Annotated in this window: 19 protein-coding genes; 7 read left to right on the forward strand and 12 right to left on the reverse strand. The window is 44.0% G+C overall.

Annotated elements, in window-relative coordinates; all coding sequences use genetic code 11:
- Positions 1–102 precede the first annotated feature (102 nt).
- The 4 genes from QE417_RS11690 (at position 103) to QE417_RS11705 (ending at position 2,018) form a co-directional block, all read left to right on the forward strand.
- Positions 103–249, forward strand: coding sequence for a hypothetical protein (locus QE417_RS11690; RefSeq protein ID WP_311950109.1), 147 nt, complete (start codon positions 103–105; stop codon positions 247–249).
- 67 nt (positions 250–316) lie between these two features.
- Positions 317–1,210 (forward strand): AraC family transcriptional regulator, encoded by an 894-nt coding sequence (locus tag QE417_RS11695; protein WP_311950110.1) that lies wholly within the window; start codon positions 317–319, stop codon positions 1,208–1,210.
- A 69-nt stretch (positions 1,211–1,279) separates the two neighbouring features.
- Positions 1,280–1,756: an SDR family NAD(P)-dependent oxidoreductase gene (locus tag QE417_RS11700; protein ID WP_311950112.1), complete on the forward strand. Its 477-nt coding sequence runs from the start codon at positions 1,280–1,282 to the stop codon at positions 1,754–1,756.
- Positions 1,749–2,018: an SDR family NAD(P)-dependent oxidoreductase gene (locus tag QE417_RS11705; protein ID WP_311950113.1), complete on the forward strand. Its 270-nt coding sequence runs from the start codon at positions 1,749–1,751 to the stop codon at positions 2,016–2,018. The genes QE417_RS11700 and QE417_RS11705 overlap by 8 nt, the downstream gene beginning before the upstream one ends.
- Before the next feature lie 108 nt (positions 2,019–2,126).
- Here the strand turns inward: QE417_RS11705 and QE417_RS11710 are convergent, their stop codons facing one another.
- The 10 genes from QE417_RS11710 to QE417_RS11755 form a co-directional block, all read right to left on the reverse strand.
- The gene (locus QE417_RS11710; RefSeq protein WP_311950115.1) at positions 2,127–2,915 is read right to left on the reverse strand and encodes a TerC family protein; all 789 of its coding nucleotides are present in this window, start codon (positions 2,913–2,915) and stop codon (positions 2,127–2,129) included.
- Between the two features lie 85 nt (positions 2,916–3,000).
- Positions 3,001–4,374: a hypothetical protein gene (locus tag QE417_RS11715; RefSeq protein WP_311950117.1), complete on the reverse strand. Its 1,374-nt coding sequence runs from the start codon at positions 4,372–4,374 to the stop codon at positions 3,001–3,003.
- The gene (locus QE417_RS11720) at positions 4,355–4,927 is read right to left on the reverse strand and encodes a hypothetical protein (protein WP_311950119.1); all 573 of its coding nucleotides are present in this window, start codon (positions 4,925–4,927) and stop codon (positions 4,355–4,357) included. Before QE417_RS11720 ends, QE417_RS11715 begins: the two co-directional genes overlap by 20 nt.
- Positions 4,927–5,484: an RNA polymerase sigma factor gene (locus tag QE417_RS11725; protein ID WP_311950121.1), complete on the reverse strand. Its 558-nt coding sequence runs from the start codon at positions 5,482–5,484 to the stop codon at positions 4,927–4,929. The genes QE417_RS11720 and QE417_RS11725 overlap by 1 nt, the downstream gene beginning before the upstream one ends.
- Positions 5,485–5,921: 437 nt before the next feature.
- On the reverse strand, positions 5,922–6,173 hold the full coding sequence (locus QE417_RS11730) for a hypothetical protein (RefSeq protein WP_311950123.1): 252 nt from the start codon (positions 6,171–6,173) through the stop codon (positions 5,922–5,924).
- A 26-nt stretch (positions 6,174–6,199) separates the two neighbouring features.
- Positions 6,200–6,454: a hypothetical protein gene (locus QE417_RS11735; protein ID WP_311950125.1), complete on the reverse strand. Its 255-nt coding sequence runs from the start codon at positions 6,452–6,454 to the stop codon at positions 6,200–6,202.
- A gap of 96 nt (positions 6,455–6,550) precedes the next feature.
- Positions 6,551–7,279 (reverse strand): hypothetical protein, encoded by a 729-nt coding sequence (locus tag QE417_RS11740; protein WP_311950127.1) that lies wholly within the window; start codon positions 7,277–7,279, stop codon positions 6,551–6,553.
- Between the two features lie 103 nt (positions 7,280–7,382).
- Positions 7,383–7,826, reverse strand: coding sequence for an energy transducer TonB (locus QE417_RS11745; RefSeq protein ID WP_311950129.1), 444 nt, complete (start codon positions 7,824–7,826; stop codon positions 7,383–7,385).
- Positions 7,827–7,998: 172 nt separating this feature from the next.
- Entirely contained in the window at positions 7,999–8,172 is a 174-nt protein-coding gene (locus QE417_RS11750; RefSeq protein WP_311950131.1) for a hypothetical protein, read from the reverse strand.
- 26 nt (positions 8,173–8,198) lie between these two features.
- Positions 8,199–9,104, reverse strand: coding sequence for a hypothetical protein (locus QE417_RS11755; protein WP_311950134.1), 906 nt, complete (start codon positions 9,102–9,104; stop codon positions 8,199–8,201).
- 118 nt (positions 9,105–9,222) lie between these two features.
- Between QE417_RS11755 and QE417_RS11760 the strand changes: the two genes are divergently transcribed.
- On the forward strand, positions 9,223–10,329 hold the full coding sequence (locus QE417_RS11760) for an MBL fold metallo-hydrolase (RefSeq protein ID WP_311950136.1): 1,107 nt from the start codon (positions 9,223–9,225) through the stop codon (positions 10,327–10,329).
- Positions 10,330–10,621: 292 nt separating this feature from the next.
- Here QE417_RS11760 and QE417_RS11765 read toward each other — a convergent pair whose 3' ends face one another.
- Both QE417_RS11765 and QE417_RS11770 read right to left on the reverse strand, forming a co-directional pair.
- Positions 10,622–12,442 (reverse strand): serine hydrolase domain-containing protein, encoded by a 1,821-nt coding sequence (locus QE417_RS11765; protein WP_311950138.1) that lies wholly within the window; start codon positions 12,440–12,442, stop codon positions 10,622–10,624.
- Positions 12,429–14,072, reverse strand: a complete 1,644-nt coding sequence (locus QE417_RS11770) for an amidohydrolase (RefSeq protein WP_311950141.1) — start codon at positions 14,070–14,072, stop codon at positions 12,429–12,431. Before QE417_RS11770 ends, QE417_RS11765 begins: the two co-directional genes overlap by 14 nt.
- 182 nt (positions 14,073–14,254) lie before the next feature.
- On the opposite strand from QE417_RS11770, the gene mutL reads away from it, so the two are divergent.
- Both mutL and QE417_RS11780 read left to right on the forward strand, forming a co-directional pair.
- Complete coding sequence (gene mutL / locus QE417_RS11775; protein ID WP_311950143.1) at positions 14,255–16,117, forward strand: DNA mismatch repair endonuclease MutL; 1,863 nt, start codon at positions 14,255–14,257, stop codon at positions 16,115–16,117.
- Between the two features lie 9 nt (positions 16,118–16,126).
- Complete coding sequence (locus QE417_RS11780; RefSeq protein WP_311950145.1) at positions 16,127–16,831, forward strand: rhomboid family intramembrane serine protease; 705 nt, start codon at positions 16,127–16,129, stop codon at positions 16,829–16,831.
- The last annotated feature ends 13 nt before the right edge of the window (positions 16,832–16,844 follow it).

Here is a 16,844-nt window from a genome sequence, read left to right on the forward strand (position 1 = left end):
AGAGAGAAATCTTTTCGCACGTACAAGCTAATCGCCTCGAAAAGATTTCTCCCAATGGTCGAAATGACAAGAGGGGTAAGTTATTGAAACTATTATTGCATCATGCAAACCAAACGTAATTACATAGGCATCGGCATTGCCATAGGTGTAGCACTGGGAATAGCTATGCGCAAATTAGCTTTAGGCATTGCTATTGGGGTTGTTATTGGAGTAATACTGAATTTATTGCAGAGCAGACCTAAGCAGTAGCACACTAAGGCGCAAAAATAAGATTGACAAATCACAGATATTATTATCTATACATTTGTTTAATAAAATGATGCACAGCTACGCCGATACCATTATACCCAATTATGCTTTTGAACCGGAAGGAACCGTGGGTAATGCCATGTTTCGTATTAACCGGAATGATTGTATAGTTAACTACCGCAAATCAGACTTCCTGGTTCCTCACCGTAAGAATTACTACTTTATGGCTTTTGTAAAGGCAGGTAGCAGCAGGCACTGGATAGACATGAAGCCTTATGTTACTCAGCCTAACACCTTTTATTTTACCGTACCCAGCCAGGTAAATCTTAAAGAAGAAAGCAACCCCATGAACGGCGCCGTGCTTACCTTTACAGATGATTTTCTGGCAACCGATCAAAGTGGCTCACTTAAACAACTTCCTATTATACAAAACCTGCACAACGGGCACGAATTGGTATTAAACCCGGCTGATGTTAGCTATATAGATGATGTACTGGAAAAATTAATTGTTGAGTACAATACCCGCAGTTATATGCAGCACCACATGCTGCTGGCTCAAATGAACGTGTTGCTCATTTACTTAAGCCGTTTATATGTGCAGCAATTTGGTACGCAACAACCTTCGCAGGAGCGGCAGGTGCTCAAAAACTATTTGAGTAAAATAGATAAGCACTACACAAAAAAGCACGAAGTGGCCGACTATGCCTCCCTGCTCAACCTATCGGCCGGGCATTTGAGCGAAGTGGTGAAAGAGCAAAGCGGAAAATCGGCTATTACACATATACATGACAGATTGGTGCTGGAGGCCCGCCGCCTGCTTTTTCATACCGATTACTCGGTTAAGGAAATTGCTTTTCAACTAGGTTTTGAGGATGCCTCTTACTTTAACCGTTTCTTTAAACGCCTGGTGCAACATACCCCGGTTGATTATCGTACCAGCATCCGCAAAATGTACCATTGAAACCGCTAAGTGTGCAGTTGTACTAATGCGAGTGGCTCTACCTTTGTGTTGTTGAACTAAACACTAAATATGAAAACAGCATTAATAACCGGGGCCAACAAAAGCATAGGCTTCGAAACCGCCAAAGTACTGCTTAAAAATGGCTACTATGTTTACCTGGGCAGCCGCGATTTGCAAAGAGGGCAACAAGCCGTTGATACATTAAAAGCCGAAGGCCTGACTGCCGTAGAAGTATTGCAGATAGATGTGGCCGACGAACAATCGGTGCAGCAAGCTAAGGAAAACCTGAGCCAAAAAACTCAATCGTTAGATGTATTGATTAACAACGCCGGAATACTTGGCAGTTATGATCAAAAGGCAAGCGATGTTAGCTTAGCCACTGTGCGCGAAGTTTACGACACCAACTTTTTTGGGGTAATACAGGTAACCCAGGCATTTTTGCCATTGGTACAAAAATCGGATCAAGGTGTAATTGTAAATGTAACATCGGGACTGGGCTCTTTAACCTTGCACAGCGATCCTAACTGGAAACATTATCATGTTTAAAACCGCGGCCTACGGCACTTCAAAAACTGCCCTCAATGCGTACAGCGTGGTACTGGCTTACGAACTGCGCGACACCCCTGTTAAGGTAAACGTGGTAGATCCGGGCTATACAGCTACCGACTTTAACAATAACCAGGGACCGCTTAAGGTAGAGGATTCAGCAGCCTTTGTTGCCCAATATGCCATGATTGGTCCGGATGGTCCTACCGGCAAATTTTTCAGCCATGATTATGCTGAAAATAATAATGAAAGCCCTTGGTAAGTAATCATTAAAGTAAAAAGACACAAAAAAAGCAATCCTGCCTTGGATTGCTTTTTTGCTTCAATGGGGGACTATAATTAAATAATCCTCTTTAGTTGTATGTTAATATCATTCTACCGGAGGCTCTTTAAACGTATTTACGGCCGATCGTTTCTTTTCATTTTTGGCTTTAACCTTGAGGTTGAGCAGCTCTACCAGTATGGCAAAAGCCATGGAGAAATAGATGTAGCCTTTGGGTATTTCCTGGTTAAATGATTCGGCCAGGAGCGATACGCCGATGAGCAACAGGAACGACAGCGCCAGCATTTTTACTGTTGGGTGGGTGTTCACAAAATTGGCAATCGGCGTAGCCGCCCACATCATTATGCCTACCGAAATTACCACGGCGGCAACCATTACTTCCACATGATCGGCCAGGCCAACAGCGGTAATCACCGAATCGAGCGAGAACACGATATCTAAGATCATGATCTGCACAATGGCTCCCCAAAACGAATGCGGCTTCGCATTATCTTCGGCTTCCTCATTGTGATCAATGTTCTCATGTATTTCATGAATGCTTTTGTACATCAAGAATAAACCGCCCACCAGCAAAATAATATCACGACCTGATAAAGCCAGGCGTTCTTTCCAGGCCGGGTCGGTGGCGTTTATAAATTGATCGAGGTGGATAAACGGCTTGGTGAGCTTCATAATCCAACTTATAGAAAGCAGTAACAATACACGGGTAAGCATAGCGCCCAGTAAACCCAGTTTACGTGCCTTTGCTTGCTGGTGCTCGGGCAGTTTGCCGGCTTGTATAGATACGAAGATAATATTATCGATACCCAATACGATCTCGAGCAGGGTTAAGGTAGCCAATGATACCCAGGCTTCGGCGCTGGTTAAAAATTCCATAAGCGGTTTGTTGTACCGCTAAAATAGCAAAACCCCTGCCGTAATTGGGCAAGGGTTTACTTGAATTTAAAAACTATTATTCTTATTAGTCGAGCTTTACTGTAGCATAGCTTGATTTAATGGTAATAACCTTATCAGCATTGCCTTTATTTACCTGCCCTTTAAAGGTTTTGGTAGAGGTAAAATGACGGGTATCTTCGGGTGTTTGGCTAATTACCTTTACTATATTGTTATCGTAATTAAAGCTGCCAAAGCGGGTGGTTACATCAAAGTCGTAGTCGTTTTTAGCGGGTAAATACACCTTGGTAAATTGTGCATCAATGTTAACGTTCTTGCAGTTTTTATCAAACTCTATGATCTTAATTCCGTCTCCGTAACGTGCAGTTACATCACCGGCCGATTTCAGCTTGTCCACATTCATTCCGCCAAAGCTTACTTTAGCTTTCAGGTTATCGGCCATGCCCAGGTTAAGGTTACCGTAGCTTACGTGCAAATCTCCATTAATAACGTTCGCAATTTTAGCATCGCCAAAGCTCACCTTAATATCGGGGTTGTTTAAGTCCTGGCATACAAGCGCCCCGTATGATAGGTTAACGTTTACTTTGCCGGTTAAATCGGGTAGTACCACGTTGCCAAACTTGTTGGTAATATCCAGCTGGCTTTTTACCGGCATGTAAACGGTATAATTAACTTCCATTTTACTTACACGCTTTTTGCCCCCGCTAAAAAAGGTACCTATTACAAAGGTGCGGCTTTCGGAAGTGCGATTGCTCTCAATGTTGGTTTTGAACGATACCAGCGAGTTTTCTTTACTATCCGTTATCGAAATTTTATCCAGCAGTTTTTGCGCATCATCTTCCTCATCGGCGTAGGCCTTCATTTGCACATCAACCTTAATTTCGTTTTTAGTCCAGGTGTTTACAGTTACCTTGCCAAAGCTATTGTTGATCTGCAGCTTATCGCTTGAGCCAACGCTGTAGCTTTTACTGTAGCTTTTGCTTTTCTCTTTTACGTCTCCGCTTTGAATGGCTTCTTCTAACTTTTTCTCGTCGTTGGTCCAGTTGTAATTGTAAGTAAATGTTTGAGCCGATTTGCTGCTCTCAGTAGATCTTAAAATGCGCGTACCTGGTGTAGCATAAATAGTTGCAGCGTTACCCGGCATAGCTGTAATACCGAGCCCTTTAGAAAATCCTGATATATTCAGATCATCTAAATGAACAAGCGTTTCGCTGCTCAACTCTTTCGACAACTTGCGCAGTTCGTCCGATTTTTGCTTTAGCTTTTCGGTTTTAAGCTTGTTCATCTGCTTTTGCAGGTCTTGCATTTGTTTTTGCAGATCCAGCATCTCCTTGTTAAAGTCTTTATCGTCGGTCGATTTTTTTTGGGCATAGCCCCCTTGCGCGGCTATTAATAAACCGCATACTAAAAGCAGTTTGATGTTAAATATTTTTAATTTCATTTTTCTTGTCGTTAGGGGTTCCTTTAAACTGTTCAATCACTTGTAGTTGCTGGTTCAGCACTTCGGCCTGTATTTGCAAGTTCCGGATCATTGCACGTAATACACGCTCCTGGTTAGGGCTGGTAGCCAAATCGGTTTTAAGTTTTTTGTACGATGCTTCCATCTTATCGATCTCGGTGCTAAACTCGCGGTAAAGCTGCGGATCGGTTTTGGTGAGTTCTTTCAGCTCACTACGCTTATCTTCAATAAGCGATACATATTGTGCCTGTTGTTTAGCGTACTCGGGGTTTATGGCAGCCATATCAACACCGTTAGTTGTTTTGGTAGTGCGCAGGTAGAAGGTAAAACCAATACCCATTACTACCACTATAATGGCGGCTACCCTGAGCACAAAGCCTAACGAAAACGTTTTTGCTTCGCGCTTCTCCAGCTTCATTTGCACAACGGTGGCAGGCATTTGCTTTTCAATGCGGTCCCACAGGTTGGCGCGGGGTTCAATATCATCAAAATCCTCGCGGTTTGCTCTGATAAAATCTTCTAATTGCTTGCTCATTACGCTACTCCTCTTATTTTTAACACTTCGCTTAACTTACGTTTAGCTCTCAAAAACTGGGTTCTTGAGGTGTTCTCGGTAATATTTAATATCTGTCCTATTTCTTCATGGTCGTACCCCTCTATCAGATAGAGCGATAGTACAACCCGGTATCCTTCGGGCAGTTGTTTCATGGCATCCTTTATCTGGGCCACTTTGTATTGTGTTTCTTCGTCGTCGCATGCCTCTTCGTCGGGTATGTTTTCAAGCTGGTCGCTTTCCATTTCAACCCACTCGAGTTTGCGTTTGCGCAAAAGGTTGATGGAACGGTTTACCACAATTTGCTTAAGCCAAAGGCCAAATGTGGTTTCCTGCCTAAAATCTTTAACCTTGTTAAAGGCATCCAAAAACGATTCCTGAAGCACATCCTCGGCCTCATCCATATTGTTTAGCACCCTGAAAGCCACGTTTAGCATGGCTTTAGAATACAGGCGATACAGCTCATAGCAGGCTTTTTTACTTCCCTGCTTGCATTCAACCACCAGTTGATAATGTTTGTCTATGTATAAGGCTTCCAAGATTGTGAATCAGCTTTCAAGTTAATAGACGCAGTAATTTTCGGCACGTTGCATCATGTGCTTAAAAATTATTAAATATTTTTAAAGAAATGGATTTGAACCGGAATTATGCGGAATTTATAGAATGGACGAAATTGTAAGCCTGCTACGCGATCATGCTGAACTTTTTCAGCAGCCCATAAGCAAGGTCTCCACCTGTAAGCTTGTTATACTTGTCATTTCGAAAAACGGGAAATCTTTTCGAAGCGGTTAGCCTATCAGTTCGAACAAGATTTCTCTCTATCGTTCGAAACGACAGCAAGGGTTGGTAGCTAATAGCTCACTTGCGCGTTTACGCCTGAGGCGGATCGGACTATTGTTGCAAGTCCTCGTTTCGCTATGCTACACTATGGGCTTTCCGCGGCTATCCTTAACGCGGGTTGTTGAGGAGAAAGATTTTACTCTGCGTCGGCCGAAAGCTCGTTACCGTACCACTTGCGCGAGAAATCTTTAAAGTAGTCCATTTCGCCAGCCAGTACGCCCAGCATACCGCCTTCTAAACTATCGTAAGGCTTGGTACCATCCATGTTCGAAACATTTTCGGCAAAGGTGCGAAGTGTATAAATAGGATTTTGAGAATCATACGTTTCGCCCAGTTCTTTAAAATAGCTGCCGGTAATTTTAAATTTACCCGTGCCCCTGCAAGCCAAAACTACCTCGTTAAAGTTTTTATCTTTTATGCCTCACTGGCTTGCAATACACAACGCAGTACATCCATTTGGGTATGGCTGTCTCCCGTATTATCTAAACTGAGCACCAACACTTTGGGTAAAACATAAGCGCGATAATGTGCACTCAATTCAATCCCCTCGTTACGCGGGTCGGCAGATAGTTTACTTTTAACCGGACCACCAACTATCAGGTAGTTGGCCAGCATAACACCACCGCCTAATAAGCACACAATAATCAGGGTATAAACAATTTTCTTCATGCGATAAGGATAATTTCTATCCTACTAAGATAATGAAATCTTGCACGTTGGCAATGAAAATGATTTAATGATAATCGTACATCACTCACAGAGGAGTTACTCAATAAAATACCACGGAATTCCCAACAACCCTTTTTTATAATCGATATTAACCGTTTGCCCTATTGAAGTTGCAGAATACTGGGATAAAGCAACCGAAATCTTTTCGGCTTCGCGATGAGTACCCCAAGGTTTAACTCTCAAATAATAAGTAGTACTTCTCCTGCCTCTGCTTATTGATTTGCCAAGCACTTTGGTATGGTATATCTTAGCTTCAGATGTATCATACACACAATTTATACCATATGTTGCCGCATAGCTATATAATGCAATATTCGCTATAATTAATAATGACATCCAAAAACGATCTTTATTACCATGGTCAATTCTTTTGTGCGTTAATGATAATAATACAAGACATATAATAAAACCTACGGTACCAACCTTAATTATACTGAAGAAACTTTCATACTCGTAATCTATTAATACACGAAAAGATATAGCTATTGCTGGAAAATCAATAAAATCAGCCACGTCAATATCATCTTCCTTTTTAGTGATAGTAATTAATGATGCTAAACTCGGCCTCGAAATACCGTTAATAATTAAGCCCAAAATGGGCAGCAACAATACAACGGTAAATAAGGCTTTGTAGGGATGTGGGTAAAACATAAACCAAAGGCTTAGGCCAATGGCAATCCATTCCAGCCAATCAAGCTTGTGAGTTACTACCTTATATGATTTTTTTTGTTTAAAAGGTTTAGGCATTAATTTATTTAATAGCACTTATTAAGAATACATACTATTAGGGAAACATCCTTGCAGTAATATCATATTACTACTTTTAGCATGAAAGTGCTATTTTTACAATAGCACAAATGGGCATATTTTACTTTTTTACCGGCTCTAAAGTAAATATTATGGGAATGTTATGTGATGTGTTTACACTACGCCCGTCTTGCTTACCCGGAATCCAGTTAGGCATAGCCAAAACCACTCTTAATGCCTCCTCATCAAAAACCGAATCGGTACTTTTTAAAATGCGGGCATCACGTATGTGCCCATCGGTACGGTCAACCACAAAGTAAACGTAAACCTTACCCTCGCGATTTTTACGCAAGGCCTTGGAGGGATATTTTAAGTTAGCTACCAGGTAAGTATGCAACGAATCTACACCACCTTTATACTGAGGTGGCTCCTGTATATAACTCACTATATTTTTGCGACTTTCTTCGTACTGCCTTGCAAACTCTTCCCGGCTAAAATGCACACTTTGTGCCCTGCACCACAACGCCGAAAAGCCAAGCAGTATAAATAATGATAAGGTTTTCATATGCCGAAAATAAGGGTTAGATGGCATAGATAAAACTTTAAGCAAAGAATGTTGGGAATTATTAAAATGCACATGAACCACACACTTCATTAAGCAACATTGAATCAAACATCTTTCAACACAACAAGAATCTGCCCCTCAAACAACCTCACCGCCTCAATCACATCCTTGCTTAGCCCCCCACCATTAACCCAACGTTTGAGCTGCTAATGCCTTCTACAGATATAATATTCGTCTTAATCACCGTCCCCTTTACATTCAGTTCAATACGGTCGCCAACATTTATCTCGCCATCAATAATAAACCCGGCCATTACTACACCACGGCCGGTAATGGGTAAACACATCAACACCTTTAAAATAGGCAACAGGTTTATCCATAGCTTAATCTGTTATTTTTAAATCGCGGCTGTTTATCCAACCCATTTTGCCTGCCTGCTTTGCGGTTGTCTTCTTTTTCGTAAAATACGTTGCCGCTTACCACGGCATTAGGCTGCAGTTCAACAAACCACCAGGTGTTGCCTGCATTGTCTTTGCTTTGGGCTATGGCCCGGCCTTTACTGCCTTTTCCAATACTACCTACATCGTTCCCAAAATGCAGGTCGCCACCCAAAAACAAGGTATCGCGATTGGCAACGGCAGGCTTGTCGCGTAGTTTGGCCGAATCGGTTAGCGTCACAAACGCCTTAGGTTGATCTAAATATTGCTTTGGCAACTTGCTCCTTTGGTAATAGGCTGTGTAATGCAGGGGCTTAAATTTCAGGTTGGTGTCGCGGTAATTTACCTGGTATATTTTGCCGGCAGTAAGATATTCTGCACAACAGCCGGGATCGGTTATGTAAATAGCCTTAAGTTTGCCGCCATCAATATCCAAACGACTTACGGTTTGCAAATCGGTAAACACTTGCTTAAAGCCGCTTGCATTTTGAAGGTAAATAGCGGTCATGATTGGTTCGCCGCCACTGTAGCCCTCAAATATAATATCGTTTAATCCGTCGTTATTTACATCCATTACATGCAGAGCAGCTTTTAGGTTTTTAAAACTCTCGACTAAATTGGTATAGCTGTTAAAATAGGCATCGTAAACACTTTTAAATTCAGGCGGGTAACTCCTAAAAAATTGCTTTTTGGTAATACTATCCTGCTTTTCATATGTCGTCCACTTAAAACTGCTATCGCCATACGGAAATAAGTATATATTTTTTGCAGCAGGTTTATTATTGTATGTACATGCTCCTATAAAAATCAGTAGAACAGCTAAAGGGATTAGGTTTTTCATTGGTTAAATATAGCCAGCAAAATTGGTATAAGACAATAACAACTACAATGCACAAGCAACATGTATTATATTCCCTCTTATAATCTTTTAACATCCCATAGCGTTATTAGCATACCATATGCTGCTCGCCCAAAAAAAGAAATACTTCAACTTAATATTTGCCACCACGCTTTGCCTGCTTACCGCCTGCAAACTGGTCCCCTCATTAGGCCGTAACCCCGAGGGCGAGGCACTTACCCGTGTGGAGCAGCAGCCCAACTATAAAAACGGAAAATTTGTAAACCTGCCCTACCCCGATGATACCGTGCAAACCCGCATCAAAGGTGGTAATATGCTCAAACTGTTCTACGGCAAGCCCGATTCGGTGGTTCCGCCGCGGCAATTGCCCTGGGTAAAAACCAATCTTAAAACCCTGCCCAGTGATCAGCCTGTGGTGGTTTGGTTCGGGCATTCGTCGGTATTGATTAAGCACCAGGGTACCAATATTTTAATCGACCCGGTTTTTAGTGGCAATGCCGGTCCGGTGCCGGGCATGGTAAAGGCTTTTAAAGGGGCAACGCATTACGGGGTTGATGATATGCCGCCTATTGACGTGGTCATTATATCGCACGATCATTATGACCATATGGACTACCGCACGCTTAAAAAGCTGCGCAAACATATAAAAAAGGTAATAGTGCCGGTGGGCGTGGGTTCGCACCTGCGGTACTGGGGCTATAAACCCGCACAAATTATAGAACTCAACTGGCACCAAAGCCACACCCTGCCCGGCGGCATTGGCGTTACGGCCACCCCGGCCAGGCACCGCTCAAACCGTACGCTGGACGGCAATAAAACGCTGTGGGCATCGTACGTAATTAAAACCGGGGCCTACAAACTTTTTTTCAGCGGCGACGGCGGTTACGGCCATCATTTTAAAACAATCGGCACACAGTACGGCCCGTTCGACCTGGCCCTGGTTGAGTGCGGGCAATACAGCCCCAACTGGCCGCACAGCCACATGCACCCCAACCAAACCGCACAGGCCGCGCATGACCTGCAGGCCCGCATCATGCAACCCATACACTGGGCCAAGTTTGCCGAAAGCAGCCATGTGTGGAACGACCCGGTACGCCAGCTCCTCCCCGCCGCGCAACAGTTAGGCATCACCGTAAGCATCCCCCGCCTTGGCGAACCCTACGTGGTTGGCAGCCCCGCCCTGCAAAAAGTTTGGTGGAAAATGTAGAAATTTGGCTGCCGCAAGGTTATGTCAGTACCGACAAGATCTTGCCAGTGTTCAAGGTGTTCAACTGCGTCCAAAACGTTTCAACAACCACTACACCTGGAACATCACGGAAAAACGAGGACTTTCCGGGCAATTGCGGAGTTTCAGGAGAATAAATGGAAGAGAAACGAAGGGTTTTAGAGCTCAGAGCGGGGTTTTGGAGGAAAAAAGATAGTAAACAAAAAGAGCGAAGGTTTTTAAGTGCCATTGCAAACTTCACCTGCCACTCAACCCTCCCCGCTCCAAATCCCCACTATTGCATTCCCTTTTTTATAGCCTCATAAACCACATCCATTACACGCGCACGTATACGGCGGCTGTTCAGCAACATCGAATCTTTAGGATAAACCCGGTTTGACAGGAATATGTACACCAGGTTCGATTTAGGGTCGACCCATACGCAGGTACCCGTATAGCCCGTGTGGCCATAGGTTTCGGGCGAGGCATAGTCTGACGGATAGTGCTTGCTCACCTCCGGGTCCCAACGGTCGAAACCAAGTCCACGGCGACTAACGTTTGATTGTTTGGCGGTAAACTGAGCCACAGTTTCGGGCTTAAAGTACTGTGTACCACCATAACTACCACCATTCAGCATCATTTGAAACAGGATAGCCAGATCATTGGCCGAAGCAAACAAACCCGCATGGCCCGATACCCCTCCTACCATAGCCGCACCCTGGTCATGTACATAACCGGTCAGCAAATTATGCCTGAAATAAGTATCATTTTCGGTAGGAACAATTTGCTCCTTGGCAAAACGGTTACGCGGCAAAAAACCGGCAGTTTGCATACCTAAGGGATTGTAAAAATGGGTTTGCACGTACTCGTTAAGTGGCGTTGCGGTTACGGTTTCCACAATTTCTTTCATAAAATACATGCTCAAATCGCTGTAAACGTACTTGCCACGGGTGCGCAGGGCCGAGTTAAGCATTTGCGGCCACATTACATCTTTGTAGTAATCTTTGCGCATATAATAACCATCGGTCACCTTGGTTGGGTAAGCAGCAGATGAGTCGGGACTATGGTCGGCCGCCTTAATATAATTGTAAAATGGGATGTACGATACCAAACCGGCCTGGTGCAACATTAATTCGCGCACGGTAATGTTGTTTTTACTGGTATTGCGCGCCATTGCTATGTAGCTACCCATGGTAGAGTCGAGGCTTAATTTACCTTCATCTACCAGCCGCATTACTTCCATGGTAGTGGCAGATATTTTGGTAACCGATGCCAGGTCGAAAATGTCGGTGATCTTATCGGGCTGGGCATTATTGTATTCGTGATAGCCGTATGCTTTGTTCAGGATAACTTTGCCGTCTTTAGCCACCAGCACTACAAAGCCGGGCGTTGCCTTATCATTCATGGCTTCGCGGGCAATATTATCAATGGGCAGCAGGTTCTCGGTTTTTATACCTACAGCCTCGGGTACGGTGTATTGCAAACGTGTTTTGGCAGTGATAAATCCTGCCCCGACCACATACTTAGCCGACATATTTTTTTGCAACTTCTGCGTAATTGCCACGCCGCCAAACACAGCCTGCGCCACAAAACCTGCCGCAACCGGCGACAAACGCGAACACCATAATACAGGCGTAATTACAGCATTCAGTTTATCAAGCATAAGGCCGCTGCCCCAGTAGGCTATAACCACTTTTTTGAGCTTATCATTCATGGCAATAAACTCTAATAAACGCGGGTTATTGAGGTCAGGGTCAGTTACCTGTAAAATGATGGTGCTATACAGTTTAAGATCATCGCTAAGCTTACCAAAGTTTGTATAGGTAAGGCCGTTAAAAGCTTTTACTTTGGTGTACTTGTTAAGCAAGCTATCAAACGAGGCCGCGTAATCATGATTAAAACGCACACTGGCTATAGTCGCTTTATCTAAATCATGCAAGGGCACTACGTTTTGCTCATTATTAAGCAAAACCGTTGATTGAGCCGATAAGTTTTCCTCATTTACATAGGCACTACCCATTAAAACAGGTGGCGGCGGAATTTGTGCACAGGCGGTATTTAAAACAATAAAGCCCGCTAACAGGGCTATGGTTACAGCAAACTTATTTCTTCTCATACACTTTTTCGCCGTTCACGTAGGTTTTTAGTACTTTAACATGAGGCAGGTCGGCACCTTTTGCCTTCATGATATCATTGTCGAGTATTACAAAATCGGCATACTTGCCTACCTCGATACTGCCTTTTTCGGTTTCTTCAAAATTAGAGCGTGCGGCCCAAATGGTCATGCCACGCAAGGCTTCCACCCTGCTCAAGGCATTTTCCTTTTGAAAACCTTTTGCAGGATTACCACTCAGATCTTTACGCTCGGTTGCCGAATAAAACGTGTAAATCGGATTGATATTTTCCACCGGAAAATCGGTTCCTAACGGAAGCCAGCCATTTTGCTGCAGGAGTTGTTTATAAGCATATGCACCTTTTAAACGTCCGGCACCCAAACGTTCGCCAGCCCAGCCCATATCTGATGTGGCATGTGTGGGTTGTACCGATGGCACTATGTTGTTTTCGCCAAAGTATTTAAAATCTTCGGGAGCTATTACCTGTGCATGTTCAACGCGCCAGCGGCGGTCATTTTTACCTTTGAGCGCCCCGGCATATATTTTCAAAATAGTGCGGTTAGCCGAATCGCCTATGGCATGGGTACACATCTGGAAACCCTTGGCGGCAATACGCTGGGCAACATCTTCAAAGTGTTTCTGGCTGCTCAACAAAAACCCTTTCCAGCCTTTACGGTCACTGTAATCGTGAATTAAGCATGCCCCGCGTGAACCTAAAGCACCATCAGCATAAACCTTAAACGAACGCACGTTTAAACCGGGTGTTTTGTATACGCCGCGCTTAAACAAGTAGTTAATGTTGGCTTCATTGTCAGACAGCATGACATACATACGCATTTTAAGCGCTTTTTTATGCTGAAGGTCGGCAATTACGTTAATCATAGGGTAGTCCAGTCCGCAATCATCAACGGTGGTAAGGCCTACTGCAAAACAGTTGCGCTGGGCATCCAATAAAGCGGCTTGAACCTGCACGTCGGTTGGGTCGGGTATTTTGCGGGTCACCAAGCCAACGGCGTTATCCACTAAAATTCCGGAAAGCTTATTGTTAATGGTTTCAACCGTGCCCCCATCAATTTTTTGGCCGGGTTTTACACCTGCTATATTTAACGCTGCCTGGTTGGCTATAGCCGCATGCCCGTCGACCCGGGTAAGTATAACCGGGCGCATAGGATACAATGAATCGAGTTTAGCTTTATCAGGAAATTGCTTGGTTTGCCAATCATTCTGATCCCAGCCGCGGCCTATGATCCAGCCATCGGCGTTACGCCCAGCGTAAGTTTGTACCGAATCGAGTATTTCGTCCCAACTTTTGGTGCCTTCCAGGTGCACTTCGTTCAAACTCATCCCATAGCGGTAAAAATGGGTATGCGCATCAATAAAGCCCGGGTACACGGCTTTGCCCTGCGCATCAACCACCTCGCGGGCCAGGTATATTTTCTCTAAACTATCGGCTTTGCCAACGGCCACAATTTTGCCTCCGTTCACCACAAAGGCTTCTTTGGTGGTAAATGCACTGTCTACCGTGTAAACCGTTGCATTTTTCACCAGCATATCGGCGTTGTACTCCTTTTTTGGTTGTTTACAGGCAATAAACAACGGCAGTAATGCGAGCAGAGCCAGTTTTTTTGTCATAGGTAATCAAAAAGCCCCACCCCGCCCTTCACACACCTTAGGCAGAAGGGTGTTTAAATTTCTTTGTGCCCCTCTCCCCCGGGGAGGGTTAGGGAGGGGTTTTATTATATACAACGTTTCAAAGGTAAAGTTATGCCATCAAATATTTAATTTAGCCGATTGAAATTGAAGGGATTTTTTGGATGTCAGATATAATACAGCTTTTACCCGATTCGGTAGCCAACCAAATTGCAGCAGGCGAGGTAGTGCAGCGCCCGGCGTCGGCAGTAAAAGAGCTGGTGGAGAATGCAATAGACTCGGGGGCCGACAAAATACAGCTTATATTAAAAGATGCAGGCAAAGCCTTAATACAGGTGATCGACAATGGCAGCGGCATGAGCGCTACCGATGCCCGCATGTGTTTTGAGCGCCACGCCACCTCTAAAATACGCAAGGCCGAAGACCTTTTTGCTATCCGCACCATGGGTTTCAGGGGCGAAGCCATGGCCTCAATTGCAGCTATTGCCCATGTTGAAACCAAAACCCGCCGCCATGATGATGAGTTGGGCAGTTGCATCATCATCGAAGGTTCGGAAGTGGTAAGCCAGGAGCCTTGTGCCACCAGTGCCGGTACATCAACATCGGTTAAAAATCTGTTTTACAATATACCCGCCCGCCGTAACTTTTTAAAAAGCAACCCGGTTGAGCTGCGGCATATTATTGATGAGTTTCAGCGGGTAGCACTGGCGCACCCGCAAATATTTTTCACCATGCACCATGATGGGCAGGAGGTTTATCACCTGCCAGCCTCGCAACTTAAACAGCGTATTGTGCACCTGTTTGGCAACAACTACAACCAGCGTTTGGTACCGGTTGAAGAAGATACCACCATTATTAACCTGCGTGGCTTTGTGGGCAAGCCCGAATTTGCCAAACGCACCCGCGGCGAGCAGTTCTTTTTTGTAAACAATCGCTTCATCCGTGATAATTACCTCAACCACGCGGTAATGACCGCCTTTGAGGAGCTATTGCCCGAGGATACTTATCCGTTTTATGTGTTGTACATTGATATTGACCCGAGCAAGATCGACATCAATGTACATCCTACCAAAACCGAAATTAAGTACCAGGACGAAAAATCCATTTATGCCATCATCCGGTCGGCGGTAAAACGTTCATTAGGAAGGTATAACATTACCCCATCGCTTGATTTTGACCAGGAAAACAGCATTGAGCACCTGATTACTGCCAAACCGTTGGAGCAAATTACCCCCCCATCGATCAGCTTCAACCCCGATTTTAACCCGTTCGATACGCCAGCTAAAGCTTCGGCTCCGCGTGAAACAAGCTATCAATCGGCCAATAATCCTTACAGGGGTGGTATGCCCAATAACTGGGAAACCCTTTATGAAATAAGCAAGCAACCAACCCAACAGGCGCAGCAGGAAATACTGCCCGATGATAGCTTTGAGGTAAACAACCAGTCCGTAAGCAAAAACAGCGAGCGCCAGTTATTCCAGATACATAACAGGTACATCCTGTCGCAAATAAAATCGGGCTTTATGTTGATCAATCAGCAGGCCGCACATGAGCGTATTTTGTATGAGCGTTTTTTACAGCAGTTGCAAAACCACTCGGGCACCAGTCAGCAAAGCCTTTTTCCGCAAAGTGTTACGTTGAATGGCAGCGACTTTGCCTTATTGATGGAACTATTGCCCGATATAAAAGCTTTAGGCTTCGATATACGCGAATTTGGCAAAAACACCGTTGTTGTTGATGGTATACCGGCCGATGTAACCCAGGCAAACGAGCATCAGTTGCTGGAGCACTTACTGGAAGGCTTTAAAAACAACCTGGCTATATTAAAGTTAGATAAGCGCGATAACCTGGCCCGTACGCTGGCCCGTAACGCTGCCACCAAAGCCGGCACCAAATTAACGTTAGAAGAAATGAACCTGCTGATTGACCAGCTATTTGCCTGCCAGATGCCCAACATAGCGCTCAACGGCAAACCGGTGATCAGCACCTTTACCCTAAACGAACTGGCCGAAAGGTTTGAAAAATAATTTTACAGCATGAGCATGTATAGGCAAGGCCCTTTTGATAATATAACCCCGGTAGTAAAGAATATCCTTATCCTTAATGTGATCTTCTTTATTGCAACTTATGCATTAACATCCGTTGGTATCGATTTAAGAGCCATTTTGGCTGCTCACTACCCAGGATCGCCATATTTCAGGCCATGGCAAATCATCACTTATTTATTTATGCATGCCGATATTTTCCATATTTTTTCGAACATGCTGGGGCTTTTATTCATTGGTCCGTTGTTAGAGCAAACCTTCGGTTCAAAAAGATTCTTCAATTACTATTTTATAACCGGTATTGGCGCATTAGCCATGCAAATTGGTGTACAGGCAATTGAGGTATACAACATAACGGGATCGGTAAGAATAAGCCAGGACTTTATGCCAACTAATATATCAGATGCATATACGCTGGGTGGTATTTACAAAGGCGTTATTTTAGGTGCATCAGGTTCAATTTTTGGTTTAATGATGGGCATATTTTTGCTTTACCCCAATTTAGAAGTATATTTATACCTCACCCCGGTAAAGGTTAAGTATTTTGTTCCTATATATTTTTTAATTGAAATTTACCAGGGATTGAGGCCAACACCCGGCGATTCGGTGGCGCATTATGCCCACATTGGCGGTGCATTGTTCGGATTCATTTTAATTAAATTGTGGGGATATAAAAACCGAAACAATTTTTATTGATTAACGTAAGTTA

The sequence above is a fragment of the Mucilaginibacter terrae genome (genome assembly GCF_031951985.1).
GTDB classification, from domain to species: Bacteria; Bacteroidota; Bacteroidia; order Sphingobacteriales; family Sphingobacteriaceae; genus Mucilaginibacter; species Mucilaginibacter terrae_A.

What these genes read in the sequence shown, in the direction of transcription:
- QE417_RS11690 (WP_311950109.1), top strand. Translation starts at nt 103, where the DNA reads ATGCAAACCAAACGTAATTACATAGGCATCGGCATTGCCATAGGTGTA.
- QE417_RS11695 (WP_311950110.1), top strand. Translation starts at nt 317, where the DNA reads ATGATGCACAGCTACGCCGATACCATTATACCCAATTATGCTTTTGAA.
- QE417_RS11700 (WP_311950112.1), top strand. Translation starts at nt 1,280, where the DNA reads ATGAAAACAGCATTAATAACCGGGGCCAACAAAAGCATAGGCTTCGAA.
- QE417_RS11705 (WP_311950113.1), top strand. Translation starts at nt 1,749, where the DNA reads ATGTTTAAAACCGCGGCCTACGGCACTTCAAAAACTGCCCTCAATGCG.
- QE417_RS11710 (WP_311950115.1), bottom strand. Translation starts at nt 2,915, where the DNA reads ATGGAATTTTTAACCAGCGCCGAAGCCTGGGTATCATTGGCTACCTTA.
- QE417_RS11715 (WP_311950117.1), bottom strand. Translation starts at nt 4,374, where the DNA reads ATGAAATTAAAAATATTTAACATCAAACTGCTTTTAGTATGCGGTTTA.
- QE417_RS11720 (WP_311950119.1), bottom strand. Translation starts at nt 4,927, where the DNA reads ATGAGCAAGCAATTAGAAGATTTTATCAGAGCAAACCGCGAGGATTTT.
- QE417_RS11735 (WP_311950125.1), bottom strand. Translation starts at nt 6,454, where the DNA reads ATGAAGAAAATTGTTTATACCCTGATTATTGTGTGCTTATTAGGCGGT.
- QE417_RS11745 (WP_311950129.1), bottom strand. Translation starts at nt 7,826, where the DNA reads ATGAAAACCTTATCATTATTTATACTGCTTGGCTTTTCGGCGTTGTGG.
- QE417_RS11750 (WP_311950131.1), bottom strand. Translation starts at nt 8,172, where the DNA reads ATGTGTTTACCCATTACCGGCCGTGGTGTAGTAATGGCCGGGTTTATT.
- QE417_RS11755 (WP_311950134.1), bottom strand. Translation starts at nt 9,104, where the DNA reads ATGAAAAACCTAATCCCTTTAGCTGTTCTACTGATTTTTATAGGAGCA.
- QE417_RS11760 (WP_311950136.1), top strand. Translation starts at nt 9,223, where the DNA reads ATGCTGCTCGCCCAAAAAAAGAAATACTTCAACTTAATATTTGCCACC.
- QE417_RS11765 (WP_311950138.1), bottom strand. Translation starts at nt 12,442, where the DNA reads ATGAGAAGAAATAAGTTTGCTGTAACCATAGCCCTGTTAGCGGGCTTT.
- QE417_RS11770 (WP_311950141.1), bottom strand. Translation starts at nt 14,072, where the DNA reads ATGACAAAAAAACTGGCTCTGCTCGCATTACTGCCGTTGTTTATTGCC.
- mutL (WP_311950143.1), top strand. Translation starts at nt 14,255, where the DNA reads ATGTCAGATATAATACAGCTTTTACCCGATTCGGTAGCCAACCAAATT.
- QE417_RS11780 (WP_311950145.1), top strand. Translation starts at nt 16,127, where the DNA reads ATGAGCATGTATAGGCAAGGCCCTTTTGATAATATAACCCCGGTAGTA.